Consider the following 19,327-nt stretch of genomic DNA (forward strand, 5'->3'; position numbering starts at 1 on the left):
CGTCCGTGCTGCTCACCGAGGTCCCCATCGAGATCGTGAACGGCTTCTTGTACGGTAGATCGACAGTGTAGATCTCCACCCTCTCGACCGGCATGAGGGACACCTAGGACCCGAGCTTGGAGAGATAATAAGGTTTCGTTTCACTGCCTCGCGCAGCAAGCCAATACCACTGATCATCCCCCCAAATACGCTGAGGAGGCGACCTGAGGTGGGATCTATGCCTATTCGCTCCAAGATCGTCCCCTCGATCCGCCCATGCAACTAGGCCAGCTAGCCCCAGGATGATGATTTCCGCAGGTTCCTCAGGGCATCGGCGAACCATATCAGAGACGCTAGGACGGATATCATCTCAGGAACGGATGCCCCGCACTCGCAGATTCCGGAGAGCTGGAGGGCCCATGAGATCCCTATCACCAATGTTATTGCCACCGGATAGCTCCTCCCCGACTCGTAGCTATAGGCAAGGGCTGCGAAAGCGAGCATGATGAAGAAGGCGAGGGAGACGATGAAGTGAAGGAACCCGTAAACCTCGTCGAAGGTCCCTATCAGCATCAGGAAGTAGGAGGCGAGTATCATCAGCTTGGATGTGAGAGGATACCTCCTGTGCATGTAGAACGCTGAGAAGATCAGGAAGAGCAGACCTCCAGTCACAAGTCCCAGGTTGAATATGGGAGCCACCTCGCTCTTGATTGCATGCCCCAAATCGCTCAGCGCATTTCTCTCCCATCTGAACCATGGCGAGAGGAGTATCGCCACGAATATTGAGGCAAGGGGAACGCACACCGCCGAGAGAGCGAGGGCGGTAGGCTTCGATCTCATGCGACTTGAGGCGCCTTAAAAATTAAAAATATTACCGCATGTCCGGCGGGAGCAGCTCCCCGCTGAAAGCGCTCATGAACTCATCCAGGCTCATGCTCCCAACCCTGCCCCTACCCTTCACCCTGACGGAGATCGTCCCGCGCCTGACCTCCTCGTCCCCGACTATCGCTATTATCGGGATCTTCTCGAGCTCGCTCTCCCTCACCCTGTAGCTGAGGGTGGAATCGGCCCTCCTGATATCCGCCCTCACCCCCCTGCTCCTGAGGGCGTTGAGCAGCTCCTCCGCCTTGCCCTCGTGCGCCTGCGAGACGGGAAGCACCCTCACCTGGATGGGGGCCACCCAAAGCGGCAGGTTCCCGGCGTAGTGCTCCAGAAGGATCCCCATGAATCTCTCTATGGACCCTAGCAGTGCCCTGTGTATCATCACAACGTGACCCTCGGTTCCATCCGCCCTGACGTACCTCAGATCGAACCTCTTGGGCAGGTTGAAGTCCAGCTGTATCGTGCTGAGCTGCCACTCCCTGCCTATTGAGTCCACAAGCTTCATATCGATCTTCGGGCCGTAGAAAGCTGCCTCCCCCTCCATCACCTCGTAGGAGTAGCCCCTCTTGATCAGGGCCCTCTCCAGGGCCGACTGGGCCTCCATCCACTCCTCATCGGAGCCCATGTACTCTGACCTCCTCCTCGGGTCCCATGTCGACACCTCCACCTTCAGCTCCTCGAAGCCGAAGGCCCTCATCAGGTACTCATCCAGCTCTATTATGCTCATCACCTCGTCCTCGAGCAGCTCGGGTGGGGTGAACACGTGAGCATCGTCCTGGGTGAAGCCCCTGGCCCTCAGCAGGCCATGAAGCACGCCTGACCTCTCGAACCTGTAGACGGTCCCCAGCTCGAAGAGCCTGAGCGGGAGCTCCCTGTAGCTCCTCCTCCTGGACTTGTATACGAGTATGTGGAAGGGGCAGTTCATCGGCTTGACGGCATGCTCAATGCCCTCCTTCTCGAAGACGTACATGAATTCCCTGTAATAGTCCAAGTGACCCGAGATCCTCCAGAGGTTGCTGTAGGCTATGTGGGGGGAGTAGACGAGCTCGTAGCCCCTGCTGAGGTGAACCCTGACCAGGAAGTCCTCTATTATGCGCCTCACCCTGGCCCCCCTCGGGTGCCATATCACCAGACCCGGACCTATGACCTCAGATGGCATGGAGAACAGGTCAAGCTGGGGGCCTATCACCCTGTGATCCCTCTTCCTGATCTCCTCTCTCCTGATCAGAAACTCATCCAGCATCTCCTTGGAGGGAAAAGATATCCCGTAGATCCTCTGCATCACCGGGTTCCCCTCCTCACCCTTCCAGTAGGAAGAGGATACTTGGAGCAGCTTCAGGTACTTGACGTAGCCCGTGGAGGGGAGATGGGGGCCCCTGCAGAGGTCGAAGAACTCACCCTGCCTGTATATGGATACCACGGAATCATCCATCTCCTCCAGGAGCTCAACCTTGTAGGGCTCTCCTGCCTCCTTGAAGAGGGCTATGGCATCATTCCTGCTAAGCTCCTCCCTCACTATCGGCAGGTCCTCCCCAGCTATGGCCCTCATCTCCTCCTCTATCCTCTCCAGGTCCTCCTGCGAGAAGGCCCTACCACCCAGATCGAACTCGTAGTAGAAGCCCTCCTCTATCGCAGGCCCTATCCCCAGCTTCGCCTCCCTGAATAGCCTCTTCACCGCATGCGCAAGTATATGGGAGGTCGTGTGCCAGTAGGTCTCCCTGCCCTCCCTATCGCTGAAGTCGAGCACCTTTATCTCCCCAAGCTCCTCCCTTATCGTTGTCGAGAGGTCCAGCAGCCTCCCCGATGCCTTGGCAACGAGCCCCACTCCCTTGGGTATAACCTCCAATATCCTCCTACCCTCGCTCGCGTTCAGGACACTCCCGTCCGGCAAGATCACCCTGACCAAAAGGAGCACCTCCCTGAGGAAGCACTCAAAAGTCTCCTGATCGCTCGGCTGGGCTGATCCCTAAGTTTCTCGATCCCTCCTCAAGATCGGCACCGGATGGGGAGGGCCTGGGAATATAAAAGCATTGCCATGAGGTCCTCGGACTCACAGCATCGCGACCTCCCCGGATCATGTTTCATTTTCTAACTAAGGCGAGATGCTCGCCGGGGTTTCCCGAGGGGTTCCATCGCGTGAACAGAGGCCACGGATGTTAAGCTTAATAAGAGATGTTTCGCTACGGTCAGGGGGCATTATGACATCCGTTATACCGGAGGTAGTGAGGTTCGCCGCCGAGAACACGAAGGAGGCCGGAGACGTCCTCGGAGTGGGGACCGAGAGGAGGGTCAGATGGGCCCAGGGGATCATAGAGAGGGGACCCGTGGATGGCACCATCTTCTACGCGGGCGAGATGTACCCCGTCATGGGCTACTCGGAAGGAGCCTTCAGGATGCTCAGGAGGGTCGAGGGTCTCATGGGTATAAATGAACTGGCCAAGGTAGCGCCTATCATGAGGAAGCTCGGCATATACACTGTTAGCGTCAATGCCCTATGGGGAGGGATAAACAAGAAGTACGAGAGGGCCCTTCAGGATGCCGTTAAGGTGCTCAAGGGCCTGGGCGTGGGGATCGGGTACCTCTTCGAGGAGGAGCCACCCTCGGGAGTCGCCCTTCACACATATGGCCTCCTGAGGGAGTTCAGGGAGCATGCAAGCTGGGTCCACAGGAGGCTGAAGGATCTGGGGGTTAGGAGGATCATAACGCTCGATCCTATAGTGGCCACGGCCTTCAGGCTCTACTACCCCGAGTTCGTGAGGGATTGGAACATAGAGGCCTATCACTTCGTTGAGGTCGTGGCCGAGAGGATTGCTGAGCTGGGCCTTAGGTTCGATCTGGGGAGGAGGCTGAGGGTCACTTACCACGATCCCTGCTACCTCGCGAGGACGCTCGGCGTTGTTGATGAGGTCAGGTTCATCCTTTCCAGGATAGATGGGGTCGAGCTCGTGGAGCCGGCGAGGAGGGGCATCTTCACCGGGTGCAGCGGGGACGGTGGATTGGAGCTCACACAGCCTCAAGTAGCCAGGAGAGTCTCCCTGGACAGGGTGGAGGAGCTCAGGAGGACGGGTGCGGAGCTCGTCCTGACGTCATGCCCAGCTTGCATGCTCATGCTCAGGACGGGCTTCGAGACGATAGGGCATGAGGTCGATGTCTGGGACCTGGCATCGCTGCTCGCCGAGGCAATGGGAAACGCGAGGAAGGAGGATCCCGTCAGACCGGAGTTCAGGAGGTACAGGGTCTTCCCGAGGAGCCCTCGCTTCGAGAGCCTGAGCCTCGATGACCTGGCATATGTCCTGATGAGGGAGACCGATAGGTGCAAGAAGTGCGGCTTCTGCAACGTTGAGTGCCCCACATCGAAGGCCATGGGCAGGCTAGAGAGCAGGTCCTCGAGGGGCAGGATGACCCTCATAAACTCCCTGGTCAGAGGGGATCCCGTCAGACCCAGGGAGGTCTTGGACAGGCTCTACACATGCGTCCTCTGCGGGAGGTGCTCGCAGGAGTGCCCCGCGGGCCTTCATGCCCAGGAGCTGATAGTCTACGGGAGGGCCTACGCAATCTACTCGGGAGCCCTCCTGAGGGGCGGAGATCAGCTCGCCCTTGATGGGAGGTGATAAAATGTTGAGTGAGGAGAGCGTGAGGGAACTCCTCTCCGAGCTGATCAGGAGGATAGGTAGGGAGAAGGTGTTCACGGAGCCGGAGGAGCTTTACTCCTACAGCTTAGATGCAAGCACGGAGTTCAAGCAACCTCCGGCCGCCGTCATCAGGGCGCACAGCGAGGAGGATGTGAGGGCCGTCCTGGAGCTGGCGGACAGGAGGAGAGTCCCAGTCGTCCCCAGGGGGAGCGGCACCTCCCTGAGCGGAGGTCCCGTTCCGGCGGTGCCCAACGCGATCCTGCTGGATCTTACGCCGATGAACAGGATAGAGGTGAACATAGATGATGGTTACGTCATGGCCGAGGCCGGTGCCACGGTGCTTGAGGTAGATAAGGCCTGCAGGGAGCACGGCTTCTTCTTCCCACCGGATCCGGCGAGCTCCAGGATAGCAACTATAGGAGGGGCCATAGCCGAGAACGCCGGCGGCCTCAGAGGGGCCAAGTTCGGTGTCATGAAGAACTGGATCCTTGCCATGGAGGTGATCCTGCCCGGAGGGAGAAGGCTCAGGATAGGGGAGCCCGTTTACAAGTGGAGGTGGGGCCCCGATCTGATGTCCCTCTTCATCGGATCCGAGGGGACCCTGGGGGTCATAACTAGGGCCTGGCTCAAGATCTACCCCCTGCCGGAGAAGGTGGTCAGGGTACTCGGGGTCTTCGACAGGATAGAGGACGCCGGCAAGGCGATATCCCAGATAAGGAGGAGGGGCTACGTGCCCATGATACTGGAGCTCCTAGACAGGGAGACCATCGAGATAGTGAACGAGTCCCTGGGATACGGCATAGAGGTGGCTGAGGCGATGGTGATGGCGGATGTCGACGGTCCCAGGGAGAGCGTCTGGAGGATAGCCAGGGAGGTTGAGGGTGTCATGAGGGAGAGCGGAGGGAGGACCAGCACTAGCGATGATCCGGAGGAGATGGAGAGGCTCTACATGGCCAGGCAGGGCGCCTACGCAGCGGTGACCAGGGCGTATCCGGGAGTCCTTCTGGAGGACATAACTGTTCCCCTGTCGAAGCTCATGATAGCCCTCAGGGAGCTGGACAGGATGAGGAAGGAGTACGGGTTGAGGATGCCCGTGTTCGGGCACGCGGGCGATGGTAACCTGCACCCCAACATATGCTTCGACCCCAGGGACGAGGATCAGCTGAGGAGGGCGAAGGAGCTCTTCATCAAGACGGGAGAGCTGGCAATAAGGCTTGGGGGGGCGATAAGCGGCGAGCATGGGATAGGCCTGGCCAAGAAGGAGCTCTTCCTGGAGGAGATAAAGGCCGTCAGGGGAGAGGGCTACGTCGAGATGGTCAGGATGATAAAGCAGACGATAGATCCCAACGGCATAATGAACCCCGGCAAGATAGTCTTCTGATCATCCCTTCAATATTTTTTCCCTCAATGGGACTATCTCCTCCTTAGGGGCCTCCTCGAAGGGCTCCAGATACCTCCTCAGGGCCCTCGGTATGACCACGCTCCCGTCCTCCCTCTGGTGGTTCTCAACTATAGCGCTTATCGTTCTGGTGGTGGCGAGGGCTGTGCTGTTCAGCGTGTGTACGAACTCCCTCCTCCCCCTCCTGTCCAGCTTTATCCTCAGCCTGTAGCTCTGCCAGTCCACGCAGTTGCTGCAGCTGACCAGCTCCCTGTACCTCCCCTGGGATGGGAACCATCCCTCTAGATCGTACTTCTTGGCCGCGCTGGCCCCTAGATCCCCTGAGGCTATGTTGACCACCCTGTAAGGTATCTCGAGCTCCCTGTACAGTTCCTCAGCGTTCTCGATGAGCCTCTCATGCCAGTAACTGCTCTCCTCCGGTTTTGAGAAAACTATCTGCTCCACCTTAGTGAACTGGTGGACCCTGAAGATGCCCTTTGTGTCCTTCCCATGAGTGCCCGCTTCCTTCCTGAAGCAGGGGCTGAGCCCGACGTATAGCTTGGGAAGCTCCTCCTCCACGAAAGTGTCCCCGGCGTGCATAGCTACCAGGGGATGCTCCGAGGTGGCTATGAGGTAGAGATCCTCCCCCTCCACCTTGTATATGCTGTCCTCGAACGTGGGGAGATCGATCACCCCGAGGTAGTGGTCCCTCCTCATCATGTAAGGCGGTATCACGGGCAAGAAGCCCTTCCTGGTCAGCTTATCCAGGGCGAATAGTATCAGGGCCTGCTCAAGCCAGACTATGTCCTTGAAGAGATAGAAGAACCTGCTGCCGGCCACCTGCCCTGCCTTCAGCGTGTCCACCTGCTTGAGGACTAGCTCCAGCTCGTCAGCGTGGCCCGAGGGTTCCCAGTCTATCACCTCGTACTCGACATCGAAGCCCCTGGTCTCCTCCATGAAGGAATCCAGCCTGTTTCTCGGTACCTTCGGCCTTCCCCAGAACCTCACCGGCTTGTTATAGCTCTCATCAGGACCCACGGGCACGCTCTCATCTATTATGGCCGGCATGGATAGTAGAACCTGATCCCTCTCGTTTGAGAGCTCCTCCACTACCTTCTCCAGCAGCTCTATCCTCTCCCCCAGCTCCTTGGCGGTCCTTATGAGCTCCTCCCTCTCCCCCGGATCGGCCCTGGGGATGGCCCTGTTCACCTCATTCCTCCTTTCCCTGAGGGAGTTAAGCTCCGTGACTGCCTCTCTCCACCTCCTATCCAGCTCCAATGCTCTCTCCAGAGTATCGAGTGGGAGGAACCTCTTCCTGAGGTTCTCCCTCAGTATCTCAGGGTTCCTCCTCAGCGCCTCGAGTATCGACCAGCTCAGCTTCGCACCCAGCCTCCGGCTTTTCCAGCAATTTTAAAGGTTGCCAGTTTGAATCTGCCTGGAGAAGGCGGGTCCCTGGATGGCCATGAGAGAGGGGGCCAGGGAGGAGAGCTTAGATGATCTCGGGCTCTCCCCCATTCCCAGGATCACTAGATCACCCTCGGCAGGCCTGAGGGAATTTTCGAGCAGCCTATCATCGTTAGGAGCATATTTGGAGACCATCTCCCCAGTCTCCGGAAAGATCAAGGTCCCTCCCTGCTTCCTCAGTATCACAGCCCCCTTCCCGCCGGCCCTAACCGCCTCATCCCTCAGCTCCAGCACATCCGAGTAATTGACGCACCTGACCAGCGTGGCGTAGGCATCCCCCTTTATTATCTCCCTCAACTCTATTTTCACAGGCCCGATTAAACATTCTCTGAGATTCTTCACCTTCTTAACACCTAAATCGGTTAGGAAGCATCCCTCCTTCCTGCAATCCACCCACCCCATCTCCCTCAGCTTGCTAAGGAGGTTCCTGACGCTCCCCTCGCCGAGCTCCATCAGTTGAGATATCCTCTTCCTCCCCAGCCGGCCCTCCTCCAGCAGAAACAGCAGGAGGAGTGCGTGCAGTAGATTGTAATTCGGTAGCGGGCCGGGTAGCCTCTCCATCGCGTACTTGAGCTCACTCAGGACCATCAATTCATCCTGAAGTGGAGCGCAAATATTATAAGCTTTATGGATGGATTATCCATCCATAGATCCGTATGAGCGGGAGGACTCTCAAGGCCGTGGCTATCCTATCCTTGCTCTGGGCGCTCGTCATGACATCCCTCTACCTCCAGCAGGTCCTCCTACCGCAGCGGGGGAGCGAGAGGCTCATAAGGGTTGACATAGGGATCAAGTACAAGAACGGGACCGTGGAGTGGCATAACTCCACCTCCCTGAGGAGCGGCGCGACGCTCCTGGAGGCCACCGCCAAGGTGGCTGAGGTGAGCTACACGGAGCACCCGGGCATGGGATGCTTCGTGGATTCGATAAACGGTGTGAGGAACGAGCACCCCTATTACTGGATCTGGTGGTATTGGGACAGGAGCTCCGGTTGGATGCTCGGTCCAGTGGCTGCTGACAAGTACGCCCTCTCTGACGGTGAGATCGTGATCTGGTTCTACGAGGACACCAGCCAGTACCCACCACAGAAGCCCTGACATCTTTTTTCCTTAGAGGGTGGCTATATACGTCAGAAGACCCATTATAGATGTTGCGATGCCGAGAAGAGTATGGATTAGTCTCAGATACCTTATTTTTCTTAGGAGAGGCTTCCTCTGAGCCAGGAGGAGGCTCACCCCAGTTAAGAGTGTCGCCGCCCCGTACCAGAGGGAGATGTAGCCCAAGGCGTGATGATCCAGCACTATCAGAAGCTCGTTCACCTTCTCCCCACCGGGAACAGGTATATTGGATCCTCTTCACACCCTACTATCGACTTGAGCTGATCATCGTGGAAGGCTCCCACAGCCACAGTGCCCAGCCCCAGGGCGGTCGCCTGAAGGTATATGTTCTGGCCCACGTGACCGGCCTCCATGTAGACGTACCTCTCCCCCCTCGCGCCGTAACGCGATGTCGTTCTGCTGAAGTCCGCCGTTATTATTATGCATGCGGCTGCCCTCCTCACCCACTCCTGGTTCAGGGATGCCCTGTAGATATCCGATGAGAAGTCCCCCTCCTTCACGAGCTCCAGTGAGTGCGTGAGGGGATCATAGTGATATATGCCGGCCGGTAGTCCCACGACTCCTCCACGCCTGACCGAGACGTAGAGTTCGAGCGGATATGTTGCCCCCGCGCTGGGGGCTGTCCTGAAACCGCTCGATGGCAACGTTATCCCCTGGGCCGCCCAGAGGAGCTGCCCGAGCTCTGCCAGCGTGAGCGGGTCGTTCCTGTACTCCCTCACGGATCTCCTCCTGCTGAGGGCCTCCTCCACGGAAACCTCCCCCTTGAGAACGGGATCCGGGAGCTTCACGCCACCCAGGACCTGTTGCTCCTTCCTCACCTCCCTGAAGCTGACGGCGCCCGTCAGGATCAGGAGGAGGATCGTGAGGAGCATGAAGGTGAGGGATATCAAGATGCTCTCTCCAGCAGGGGGGTACCTCACGGGCTCACCGGGAGGAAAGGCTTATATAAGCCTTAGCCGACGGTCACCCGGTGCTCGACATGGGTGACCGACTTTGCTGAGCTGATGGTCTTCAACACCCTCTCGAGGAGACTCGAGCCCTTCGAGCCCCTGGTTGGGAGAAGGGTCTTCATGTTCGTCTGCGGTCCCACGGTCTACGATTACTCTCACCTTGGGCACGCCAGGACTTACGTTTTCTACGATACGCTGGCCAGGTTCCTCAGGAGGTTGGGTTACTCGCTCTTCTACCTCCAGAACATAACGGACGTTGATGATAAGATAGTGAACAGGGCCCTGGAGGAGGGCAGGCACCCGATCGAACTGGCCAGGGAGTTCGAGAGCCACTACTATGAGGACATGAGGGCCCTTAACGTGACCAGCGTGAACCTCTACGCTAGGGCCTCTGACTACATCAAGGAGATATTCGAGCAGATAGAGGGGCTCCTCAGGAGGGGCAACGCCTACGTGACGGAGAGTGGGGTCTACTTCGATATAACCACCTTCCCCGACTATGGGAGGCTATCGGGTCAGAGGCCTGAGGATCTCAGGGTCCATAGGATAGAGCCCGATCCCACCAAGAGGAACCCCGGGGACTTCGCCCTCTGGAGGAACAGGCCCAGGGAGGAGTTCGGCTGGGAATCACCCTGGGGCTACGGCAGACCGGGCTGGCACATAGAGGACACGGCCATCTCCATGAAGCACTTCGGCAAGCAGTATGACATACATGGAGGTGCCATCGAGCTCTCATTCCCACATCACGAGGCGGAGATAGCGCAGGCCGAGAGCCTGACGGGTGAGAAACCTTTCGTGAAGTACTGGATCCACACGGGCCTGCTGACCGTGGAGGGGGAGAAGATGTCGAAGTCCCTGGGGAACTTCGTCACGATAAGGGAGGCCCTCGGAAGGTACGATGCTAATGCGCTCAGGCTATTCCTCCTCTCCAGGCATTACAGGTCACCCATAGACTTCAGATGGGATCACCTGGAGCAGGCGAAGGGGAGTTACGAGAGGATACTGAACTGCCTAGAGAACTTCAGGAGGATCGAGACGGGCGAGAGCAAGGATGAGGGGAGTTTTCTCAGGAGAGTCAGGGAGAGGAGGAGCGCGTTCCTCAGGAGCATGATGGACGACCTGAACACGGCCGAAGCGATAGGTGAGCTTCATGAGCTTGTCAGGGAGGTGAACGCTTACTCCGAGAGGGAGGGGAAGATCAGCGATGAAGGGAAGTCCGAGGTCCTGGCTGTCTTCTCCGAGATATTCGACATCTTGGGGCTGAGGATTGAGAGGGGCTCCGATGAGGGCACGCTCAGTGCCCTGATCTCCCTCGTGCTCAGCATAAGGGAGACCCTGAGGGCCAGGAGGGAGTACGATCTGGCCGATGAGATAAGGGCCAGGCTGAGGGATCTCGGCTTCGAGGTGCAGGATACCCCTAAGGGGGTGAGGTGGAGGTTCCTGGGGAGGCCATGAGGTCCGCCGGACCGGGGAGCCTTTTTAGTAAAATATTTTTACCATGCTGGGGGTGCGATCCGATTCGGCAGGTAAACTTTTTAATTGATCAGCCTGACCGGGCCCCGGGTGATGAAGGTGCTCTGGGAACTGGTGATAGCCGCATCGACCATTTCGGGCATCTTGATCGCCCTGCTCCTAAGGTATCTCATAGCCAGAATGAACCCTGGAAACGAGAGGATGGTCAGGATAAGCCAGGCCATAAGGAGGGGATCCAAGGCCTACCTGCACAGGCAGTACAAGGTCATCCTCTCAGTCATGGTGGTGATAGGCGCTTTCGTCTACATTTTGGACCTCATTCAGCATGGAGGCATCCCTTACGTCTCCATGTCCTTCATGCTTGGCACGATCGCCTCGCTGCTCGCTGGCTACATCTCAATGGATGCCGCCACCATAACAAACACCAGGGTGGCTCAGGCGGCGAGAGAGAGTAAGGAGAAGCCCCTGATAGTGGCCTACCTGGGTGGTCTCGTCCTCGGACTCATGGTCGTCTCCATGAGCCTAGCAGGGGTTTCCGGCATGTTCTTCCTCTACTGGTGGCTGAACGGATGGAGCAACGTAGAGAGGATACCGACGCTCATCATGGGCTTCGGCTTCGGTGCGAGCCTGGCAGCGCTGTTCGCGCAGCTGGGAGGGGGAATATACACGAAGGCCGCCGATGTGGGAGCGGATCTCGTTGGGAAGGTTGAGGCCGGCATACCCGAGGACGATCCGAGAAATCCAGCTGTGATAGCAGATAACGTTGGAGATAACGTTGGAGACTGCGCAGGTAGAGGAGCCGATCTGTTCGAGTCAATATCCGCTGAGAACATAGGATCCATGATAATAGGGTCCGCCATGTACCTGCTCACGAGGAACATTTACTTCATATTCTTCCCGCTAGTGGCCAGAGCCATGGGGATCGTGGGCACGCTCGTGGGCTCCCTCTTCATCAAGCCCAGGGAGGGTGAGATGCCGGTATCTGCGATGAGGAGGGCTCTCATAGCCTCCGTGATAACGACGGCCATACTATTCTACTTGGTGACCTCCTGGTTCGGGGAGGGTCATGAGTACCTCTATCTCGCCTCCCTTCTGGGGATGGCCGCCGCCCTGATAATAGAGTTGGCGATAGAGTACTACACCGAGATCCACGGACCCGTGCTGGAGATAGTGAAGTCCACCGAGACGGGTCCGGCCACTACAATACTGTCCGGCCTCGCGGTCGGGATGGAGGCACCGGCCGTACCGGTGATATCGGTGCTCGCGGCTCTGGGAGCCTCCTACTACCTCGGGGGAATATACGGGCAGCTCAATGGAATACCGGCCCACTTCGCGGGCATCTATGGGACTGTAGCCGCCACGATAGGGATGCTCTCACTCACGGGCATAATACTGGCGATGGACGGCTACGGGCCAATAGCAGATAACGCCAGCGGTATAATAGAGATGGCTGGCATAGAGGAGGAGGTCGGAAGCGAGGTGAAGGATGTTCTGGACGCAGCTGGAAACACCACGAAGTCCTTGGCCAAGGGGTTCGCGATGGGAAGCGCCGCAATGGCCTCGCTCCTCCTCTTCCAAGCCTACGTTGACGTGGTGAAGATAGAGGAATTCAACCTCATGCAGCCGGTGACCCTGGTGGGACTACTGGCCGGAGCGATACTGCCTTTCTTCTTCTCGAGCAGGGCTATAAGGGCCGTAGGCAAAACGGCTTGGGAGATGATAAAGGAGGTGAGGAGACAGTTCAGGGAGATCCCTGGGATACTCGAGGGAAGAAATGAGCCAGATTACGCTAAGTGCGTTGATATCAGTACGAGAGCCGCTCAGAAGGAGATGATAGTTCCTAGCTTGGTCTCTCTGATAGCCCCCATAGTGGTGGGGATCCTGCTCGGCCCCGTCTCGCTGGGAGGTTTCCAGATAGGGGTAACGGCCGCCGGTATAATGCTGGCCTTCCTCATGAACACTGGGGGAGCCGCATGGGACAACGCGAAGAAGTACATAGAGAGGAGTGGAAGGAAGGGATCAGATGAGCACAAGGCCTCGGTGATAGGGGACACAGTGGGAGATCCGCTCAAGGACACGGCGGGCCCCAGCCTGCACGTGCTCCTGAAGCTCGTGAACAACGTATCCATCGTGATGGGATCCGCCATTGTCCTTTACTCGTTACACCTGCTTGGGTAAAGTCAACATTTTCACTCACCAAATTTTTATGCGGCCGCGATGCCCCACGGTGATCGAGCCATGGAGAGGTCTAAGGCGTACAAAGCGATAGCGCTCTTCGGACTCGTCAGCCTCCTGGGGGATGTCGTCTACGAGGGAGCCAGGGGGGTCATCCCATCTTATCTAGCCTACCTAGGCGCATCAGCGCTCCTAGTGGGCCTGATATCCGGATTCTCCGAGTTCATAGCCCTCACCCTCAGGCTGGTGGCGGGCATACTCGTCGATTTGACAAGGTCCCACTGGAAGTTCTATGTCCTGGGTTACGCCCTGATAGTCTCGATACCTCTTATAGGCCTCTCCAATGCTCTGCCCGTGGTCATAACGCTCATAATGATCGAGAGAATAGCGAAGGCCATAAGGTCGCCGGCGAGGGATTCTCTTATATCCATCATCTCCAAGGGAGTGGGCTCTGGTAAGGCTTTCGGCCTTCATGAAGCCTTGGATCAGGCCGGCGCCATCCTGGGACCCTTGTCAATGGGACTAATCTTGCTCTTCACATCTAATAACTACTTACTCGCCTTCTCAGCGATGTTCATACCGTATCTTGCATTAATGATCTCAGTCCTTCACGTTTACAGGAACTACTCCTCCTTGAGGCCCGGGGAGGATCCCGTCTCGAGAGCCGGCATCCTCCCTTACGATCGTGAGTTCTGGCTCTACAACATCTCGGTTTTCCTGAACACTATAGCCCTAATTCACGTCTCGCTGATAGTGCTCGTTTCGAGCGAGGAATTCAACCCCAGCATAGCTGCCATGCTTTACACGTTGATTCAGGGAGTGGACATGCTCTCAGCCCTCTTCGCGGGGATCATGTTCGATAGATTCGGGAGGATTTTCCTCTGCCTTCCCTTCTCCATATCAATCCTTCCATCCGTTCTGACGCTCCTAGGCGGCAGGATGAGCCTGCTGATGGCAGCTGTGTTCTACGGTCTCGTCCTGGGGATGCAGGAATCAATATACAGGGCAGCCATAAGCACTATCGTGCCGGTGCAGCAGAGGGGGAGCGCCTATGGGATATTCAACACCTTTTACGGGGTTGGGAGTCTTCTCAGCGCAACGATATTTGGGTACTTCATCGAGATGAGGCTCCTCGAGGTGGGGGTGTGCTTCACGCTGGTCGGACAGCTGGCGGCTTTAGTGATGCTCGTGCTCTCAACGAGGAGTAAAGAGCGGATCTTCGATGACAGAACTAGCTGGAAAGGCCCATAGAGTAGTGGGAGAGCAGGTAGGCTAGAGCTATGTTCAGGGCTATGGTCATCAGGTGCATCCCCACGGTCATACCCAATGCCGTGAGGATCAGCCCTACGTTGTAAGCGAGAGCGTTCGTAAGCATCAGGGTGCTCATCCTCACATCGATCCCCCATGTATCCGCCCGCCGCTGGCTATTTATACCAGATCTCCGGAATCGTTGCATGATGTTTCAGAACGGATTAAATCATTCTTATGATGAACCGAGCCTTTCTCATGATCTATTTAGCTATAATTCAAAGCAAGCGTGGTAGAAAACATGAATCTCTTGATGAAATATCTCATTGAGCTCTCTTGAGGTTGGTGAATCCTTCTTTCGATCGCAATAGCCCTGATCGGTCCAAGAGCATAATCCCAGCGGATGGGGGAACCCTAGGCGAGGTCCCGCAGAGGTTCATCCCACCGGTTCCCGCGCGTTCCTTATCCTCTATCTTTTTGAATATTCGTGCCTCAATGAATGTCGCCAGAATCCGTAGTTATTTTCACAAAAAGTTCCTATATAGGAAATTAAATTTAAAATTTACGTCAATTTTATAAAAATATATCCTGAGTGAGACGCCGTTTAAATACTATAGCCTCTCGTTCGATGGAGGTAATTCCCCCCTGGGATCCTCTTAGTTGGACGAGCTCTCATGAGAAGGCCATCGACGATACAAACAATTCCTTAACACAATCATCTTAAAATGAGATTCTTATTGGAGATATTACCAAATACAACATGAAAATTCGTCAATTTGCCATATCAACATGGCCGTTTTTGATAGTAAACTATTTAATTTTCTTCTAATGTTAAAAATGTGGCGATACCTATGCCGGAGCACAAGCCCACTGTTGAGGAGCTCCTCAAGAAGGCGGAGAAGCCATCCAAGCTGGCCGTCCCCTATCATCAGTTTTATGAGGGAAAGGTTCAGGTGATGCCTAAATGCGCGATAAGGACTATGGATGACTTCTCCATATGGTACACCCCGGGCGTGGCCGCCGCTTGCAAGGAGATAAAGAATGATCCCGATAAGTCCTTCTTCCTCACCAATAGGTGGAATTACGTGGCGGTTGTGAGCGATGGCACTAGGGTCTTGGGATTGGGTAACATAGGGCCCGAGGCGGGTCTTCCCGTCATGGAGGGTAAGGCTCTCCTCTTCAAGTACCTGGGTGGCGTGGACGCCTTCCCCCTCGTGGTCAGGGCCCACGACCCGGATGATATGCTGAAGCTGCTGGAGTGGATAGAGCCCAACTTCGGTGGGATCAACCTAGAGGATATAGAGAAGCCCAAGTGCTACTACGTGCTCGAGGAGGCCAGGAAGAGACTTCAGATACCAGTTTGGCATGATGATCAGCAGGGAACCGCTACGGTGACCTACGCGGGGCTCGTTAACGCCTTCAAGCTGGTAGGAAAGAACATGAAGGACTCCAAGATAGTGCTCTACGGAGCGGGCGCAGCTAACGTGAGGACCGCCATAGTGCTGATAACCGCTGGTGTTCCTCCCGGCAATCTGGTGCTCATAGACACCGTGGGTCCGCTCTACAGGGATAGACCGGATATCGAGAAGATGAAGGTGGAGGACAGATGGAAGTACGACCTCGCCATGAAGACGAACAAGGAGAACAATAAGACAATAGAGGAGGCATTCAAGGGAGCTGATGCCGTTGTGGGGGCTAGCAAGCCGGGACCGGGCGTGATAAAGCCGGAGTGGATAAAGCTGATGAACGATGATCCCATCGTGTTCGCCTGCGCCAACCCAATACCGGAGATATGGCCCTGGGAGGCTAAGGAGGCGGGAGCCAAGATAGTGGCCACCGGTAGGAGCGACTTCCCGAATCAAGTGAACAACAGCCTCTCCTTCCCGGCGATATTCAGGGGAGTTTTGGATGTGAGAGCGAGGACCGTTACGGATGAGATGTGCGTAGCTGCTGGAGACGCCCTGGCCAAGTTCGCGGAGGAGAAGGGCTTGAGGGAGGATTACATCCTACCGACGATGGACGACTGGGAGGTTTACCCGATAGAGGCCGTTGCCGCGGCTGAGCAGTCGATAAAACAGGGGGTGGCGAGGAGGATCCTGAGCAGGGAGGAGCTCTATGAGAGGGCCGTCAACATAATCAGGAACGCTAGGGAATCCGCCAGGATCCTGATGGAGAAGGGACTCATCTCATCTCCCCCACCGGAGGAGGACGTGCTGAGGAGCTACGGTCCCTGAGGGCTGCCGTCGCGGCAGCATCGATCTATCACAATACCCTCAAAATCTTTTTATTGAGTAATTCCAACTTCTCAGATGCGGAGAGATATCCTAATTCACGCGGCTCTGCTCCTCATGCTGCTGGGCGCTCTAGCAAATGATGCGGGGGCCGTCGGTGAGACGAAGGTCCTCATAGTGTCCAATGATGACGATTTTAACTCCACAAAACTCCTAAAATCCTGGCTGGATGAGAGAGGATTCCTCTATGAGGTCTCCAGCTCCCCGCTACCGGGCTTCCGCTTTCAGATAATCTTGGGAGGCCCTAAGGCCCGCATAGTTGGCCAGCTCGCGAGGAGGTACATGCCGGAGGGCGAGAGGATCCTCTTGATGAACCATAAGGGGTACTGGACGTTCCATGTAACGACCGAGGGGAATAAAACGCTCATCTTCATCGCCGGAAACACCAGGAGGGAGACTCTCAAGGCGACGGAAATCCTCCTGAGGAGCGGGGTGCTGGACTTCATCTTATCACAGGATAGCGGGCTCAGGATATCCCAAGAGGGTTCTGTGGAGAAAAGAGACTTCCATTGGAGATTCCCACCAGTATCAGGGAAGGATTACAGGTTGTCCATTGAGATCCCTGAGATTCTCGCTGACTTCTATAGGGTGAAGCCTAGGATGAGGGTCGTGGAGTTCAAGCCCGGGAATGATTCCCCAATATTCACTTGGTACCTGATGGTAAGGACTCCACACGACGATGAGCTGCTCAGGAGGCTTGCTGGCGAGCTCGCTGAGATCGCGAGCAGGGATGGGATAGAGGGCTACGATAGAGTCTGGTTCATCGCATCCTTCGTGCAGCACCTCAAGTACTCCCTGGCGAACGAGTACTCCCCCACCGGGGACCATCCAAGCTATCCCGTGGAAACGCTGATTGAGGGCGGGGGAGACTGCGAGGACCTCTCCATGCTCCTCGTATCCCTCCTCAGGGAATCGGGTTTCAACTCCATGCTCCTCATAATGCCAACGCATGCCGCGGTGGCTGTTGAGATGCCCCCCGAGTGGGTGAGGTTCCCCAGGGTTAGGGTGAGCATTGAGAATGTGAGCGGTGTGAGGGTGGCGCTGGTCGACCTAGCGGACCTCAGGGATAAGGTGATTCGCGGGGAGGTTCCACTTGCCCTGGAGCTGAGGTTGGGGAACAGGAGCTTCTTTTACCTGGAGAGCACCGGATTCCTAAGACCTGGAGAGCTTCCCAATCTTCTCCTGATAGCGGAGAGCATAGGATGGCCCTACTCAGAGTTCCCGATATTCCTGGTGAGCGATGAGAACGCACCCGTGCCCCTAATCTACGACTACCTATTCACCTCCAGGAAGGTGGACTCGGGTAACCTGATAACTCTCGTCGTGAAGGTCAAGAACGTCGGCGATCGGGTGGCGGAAGGTTTGAGGCTGGAATCCCAGATATATGCTGGGAGCAGGGTTGAGGTTGGGGGAATCGATGCGAGACTGGTCCGCTTGGGCGAGCTGGCCGGGGTGAGGGTGACGGAGAGCGCGCAGCTTGCCTCCATCGATCTGGGCCCAGTGAGGCCTGGGGAGGTGTTAACCTACTCCTTCACCTTCCACACGCCCTCGCCTACGGTGGGCGCTAGAGTCTCACTTTATCTAGGGAGGTCGGAGGTAGACTTCCTCAGGATAAGGCCCTTCAACCCATAGGGTGCTACGGTGGGGGGAGACGTCCTAGGCAGGGAGCTTAGGCTCGTGTCCTTCGGGGAGAGCCACGGGAAAGTGATAGGCGCGGTGATCGAGGGGGTTCCAGCGGGGCTCAGGCTGAGTGAGGAGGATGTGCAGAGGGTCTTGGATCTGAGGAAGCCCGGTCTTTCGCACCTCTCGAGTCAGAGGGCTGAGGAGGACAGGGTCGAGATCCTGAGCGGTGTCTTCAGGGGATACACGACGGGAGCGCCCATCTGCATGGTGGTCAGGAACTTGGACGTGGACTCATCCCATTATGAGGAGTTCAGGAGATTCCCCCGGCCGGGCCACGCGGACCACATAGCCTCGGTGAAGTACGGGGGGTTCAACGATCACAGGGGGGGTGGAAGGTTCTCCGGGAGGATAACCGTCTCGATGTGCATGGGAGGGGCCGTTGCGATGAAGATCCTGGAGAGGCTGAACGTGGAGATCGTGGCATACTCGCTGGAGATAGGAGGGGAGAGGGCCAGGGATTTCACGATAGAGGATGCGAAGGTTTACAGGTACCTCAACCCGGTGAGGGCCCCGAATGAGGAGAGCTACGAGAGGATGGCCAGGGCAATCGAGGAGGCCATGAGGGATGGGGACAGCGTCGGGGGCATCGTTGAGGCCGTCGCTCTGAACGTCCCCCAGGGCTTGGGCGAGCCTATCTTCGATACGATAGAGGGAGACATAGCTAAGGCCATGTTCTCGATCCCCGGCGTTAAGGGGGTCGAGTTCGGATCGGGTTTCAGGGCCGCAGCGATGAGGGGATCTGAGCATAACGATCCCATGAGGATCATCGATGGTAGAGTGAGGTACGTGAAGAACGATCATGGAGGAGCCATAGGCGGCATGACGACGGGCGAACCCTTGATCCTCAGGGTGGCCTTCAAACCCACTCCCTCCATAGCCAAGCCCCAGGACTCCGTCGATCTTGAACTGCTGAGGGATGTGAAGATAAAGGTTAAAGGCAGGCACGATCCCTGCATAGTCCCCAGGGCCGTGGTCGTGGTTGAGAGCATGCTCGCTTTCACACTGGCCGATCACGCCATGAGGCAGGGCCTCATACCGAAGGTCCTGAGGTGAT

Annotated in this window: 15 protein-coding genes; 9 read left to right on the forward strand and 6 right to left on the reverse strand. The window is 56.8% G+C overall.

Going from position 1 to position 19,327, the window contains the following annotated elements; genetic code table 11:
- Nucleotides 1-270 precede the first annotated feature (270 nt).
- Both BA066_02530 and BA066_02535 read right to left on the reverse strand, forming a co-directional pair.
- Complete coding sequence (locus tag BA066_02530; GenBank protein ID RDD53783.1) at nucleotides 271-819, reverse strand: DUF998 domain-containing protein; 549 nt, start codon at nucleotides 817-819, stop codon at nucleotides 271-273.
- A gap of 31 nt (nucleotides 820-850) precedes the next feature.
- The gene (locus BA066_02535) at nucleotides 851-2,767 is read right to left on the reverse strand and encodes a threonine--tRNA ligase (GenBank protein RDD53784.1); all 1,917 of its coding nucleotides are present in this window, start codon (nucleotides 2,765-2,767) and stop codon (nucleotides 851-853) included.
- Between the two features lie 196 nt (nucleotides 2,768-2,963).
- Here BA066_02535 and BA066_02540 point away from each other — a divergent pair, with 196 nt between their 5' ends.
- Together BA066_02540 and BA066_02545 are read left to right on the forward strand one after the other, a co-directional pair.
- Nucleotides 2,964-4,472, forward strand: coding sequence for a (Fe-S)-binding protein (locus BA066_02540; protein ID RDD53785.1), 1,509 nt, complete (start codon nucleotides 2,964-2,966; stop codon nucleotides 4,470-4,472).
- The gene (locus BA066_02545; GenBank protein RDD53786.1) at nucleotides 4,462-5,874 is read left to right on the forward strand and encodes an FAD-binding protein; all 1,413 of its coding nucleotides are present in this window, start codon (nucleotides 4,462-4,464) and stop codon (nucleotides 5,872-5,874) included. The genes BA066_02540 and BA066_02545 overlap by 11 nt, the downstream gene beginning before the upstream one ends.
- On the opposite strand, the gene BA066_02550 is transcribed toward BA066_02545, so the two are convergent.
- Both BA066_02550 and BA066_02555 read right to left on the reverse strand, forming a co-directional pair.
- A complete protein-coding gene (locus BA066_02550) occupies nucleotides 5,875-7,248 on the reverse strand; it encodes a serine--tRNA ligase (GenBank protein ID RDD53787.1) in 1,374 nt (457 codons plus the stop codon).
- Between the two features lie 33 nt (nucleotides 7,249-7,281).
- Nucleotides 7,282-7,923, reverse strand: coding sequence for a DUF4443 domain-containing protein (locus tag BA066_02555; protein ID RDD53788.1), 642 nt, complete (start codon nucleotides 7,921-7,923; stop codon nucleotides 7,282-7,284).
- A gap of 68 nt (nucleotides 7,924-7,991) precedes the next feature.
- Here BA066_02555 and BA066_02560 point away from each other — a divergent pair, with 68 nt between their 5' ends.
- The gene (locus BA066_02560; GenBank protein RDD53789.1) at nucleotides 7,992-8,432 is read left to right on the forward strand and encodes a DUF4430 domain-containing protein; all 441 of its coding nucleotides are present in this window, start codon (nucleotides 7,992-7,994) and stop codon (nucleotides 8,430-8,432) included.
- Nucleotides 8,433-8,444: 12 nt separating this feature from the next.
- Here BA066_02560 and BA066_02565 read toward each other — a convergent pair whose 3' ends face one another.
- Nucleotides 8,445-8,654, reverse strand: coding sequence for a hypothetical protein (locus tag BA066_02565; GenBank protein ID RDD53790.1), 210 nt, complete (start codon nucleotides 8,652-8,654; stop codon nucleotides 8,445-8,447).
- A complete protein-coding gene (locus BA066_02570; GenBank protein ID RDD53804.1) occupies nucleotides 8,651-9,325 on the reverse strand; it encodes a SagB/ThcOx family dehydrogenase in 675 nt (224 codons plus the stop codon). Before BA066_02570 ends, BA066_02565 begins: the two co-directional genes overlap by 4 nt.
- A 132-nt stretch (nucleotides 9,326-9,457) precedes the next feature.
- On the opposite strand from BA066_02570, the gene BA066_02575 reads away from it, so the two are divergent.
- The 6 genes from BA066_02575 to BA066_02600 all read left to right on the forward strand — a co-directional run bounded on the left by BA066_02575 (nucleotide 9,458) and on the right by BA066_02600 (nucleotide 19,326).
- Nucleotides 9,458-10,858: a cysteine--tRNA ligase gene (locus tag BA066_02575; protein RDD53805.1), complete on the forward strand. Its 1,401-nt coding sequence runs from the start codon at nucleotides 9,458-9,460 to the stop codon at nucleotides 10,856-10,858.
- Nucleotides 10,859-10,969: 111 nt separating this feature from the next.
- Complete coding sequence (locus tag BA066_02580) at nucleotides 10,970-13,054, forward strand: sodium-translocating pyrophosphatase (protein ID RDD53791.1); 2,085 nt, start codon at nucleotides 10,970-10,972, stop codon at nucleotides 13,052-13,054.
- Between the two features lie 39 nt (nucleotides 13,055-13,093).
- Complete coding sequence (locus tag BA066_02585; GenBank protein ID RDD53792.1) at nucleotides 13,094-14,302, forward strand: MFS transporter; 1,209 nt, start codon at nucleotides 13,094-13,096, stop codon at nucleotides 14,300-14,302.
- Between the two features lie 848 nt (nucleotides 14,303-15,150).
- Nucleotides 15,151-16,533, forward strand: a complete 1,383-nt coding sequence (locus tag BA066_02590) for an NADP-dependent malic enzyme (GenBank protein RDD53793.1) — start codon at nucleotides 15,151-15,153, stop codon at nucleotides 16,531-16,533.
- A 75-nt stretch (nucleotides 16,534-16,608) separates the two neighbouring features.
- Entirely contained in the window at nucleotides 16,609-18,222 is a 1,614-nt protein-coding gene (locus BA066_02595; GenBank protein RDD53794.1) for a transglutaminase domain-containing protein, read from the forward strand.
- 9 nt (nucleotides 18,223-18,231) lie between these two features.
- The gene (locus BA066_02600) at nucleotides 18,232-19,326 is read left to right on the forward strand and encodes a chorismate synthase (protein ID RDD53795.1); all 1,095 of its coding nucleotides are present in this window, start codon (nucleotides 18,232-18,234) and stop codon (nucleotides 19,324-19,326) included.
- Nucleotide 19,327: the final 1 nt, after the last annotated feature.

The sequence above is a fragment of the Candidatus Korarchaeota archaeon NZ13-K genome (genome assembly GCA_003344655.1).
Lineage (GTDB): Archaea > Korarchaeota > Korarchaeia > Korarchaeales > Korarchaeaceae > Korarchaeum.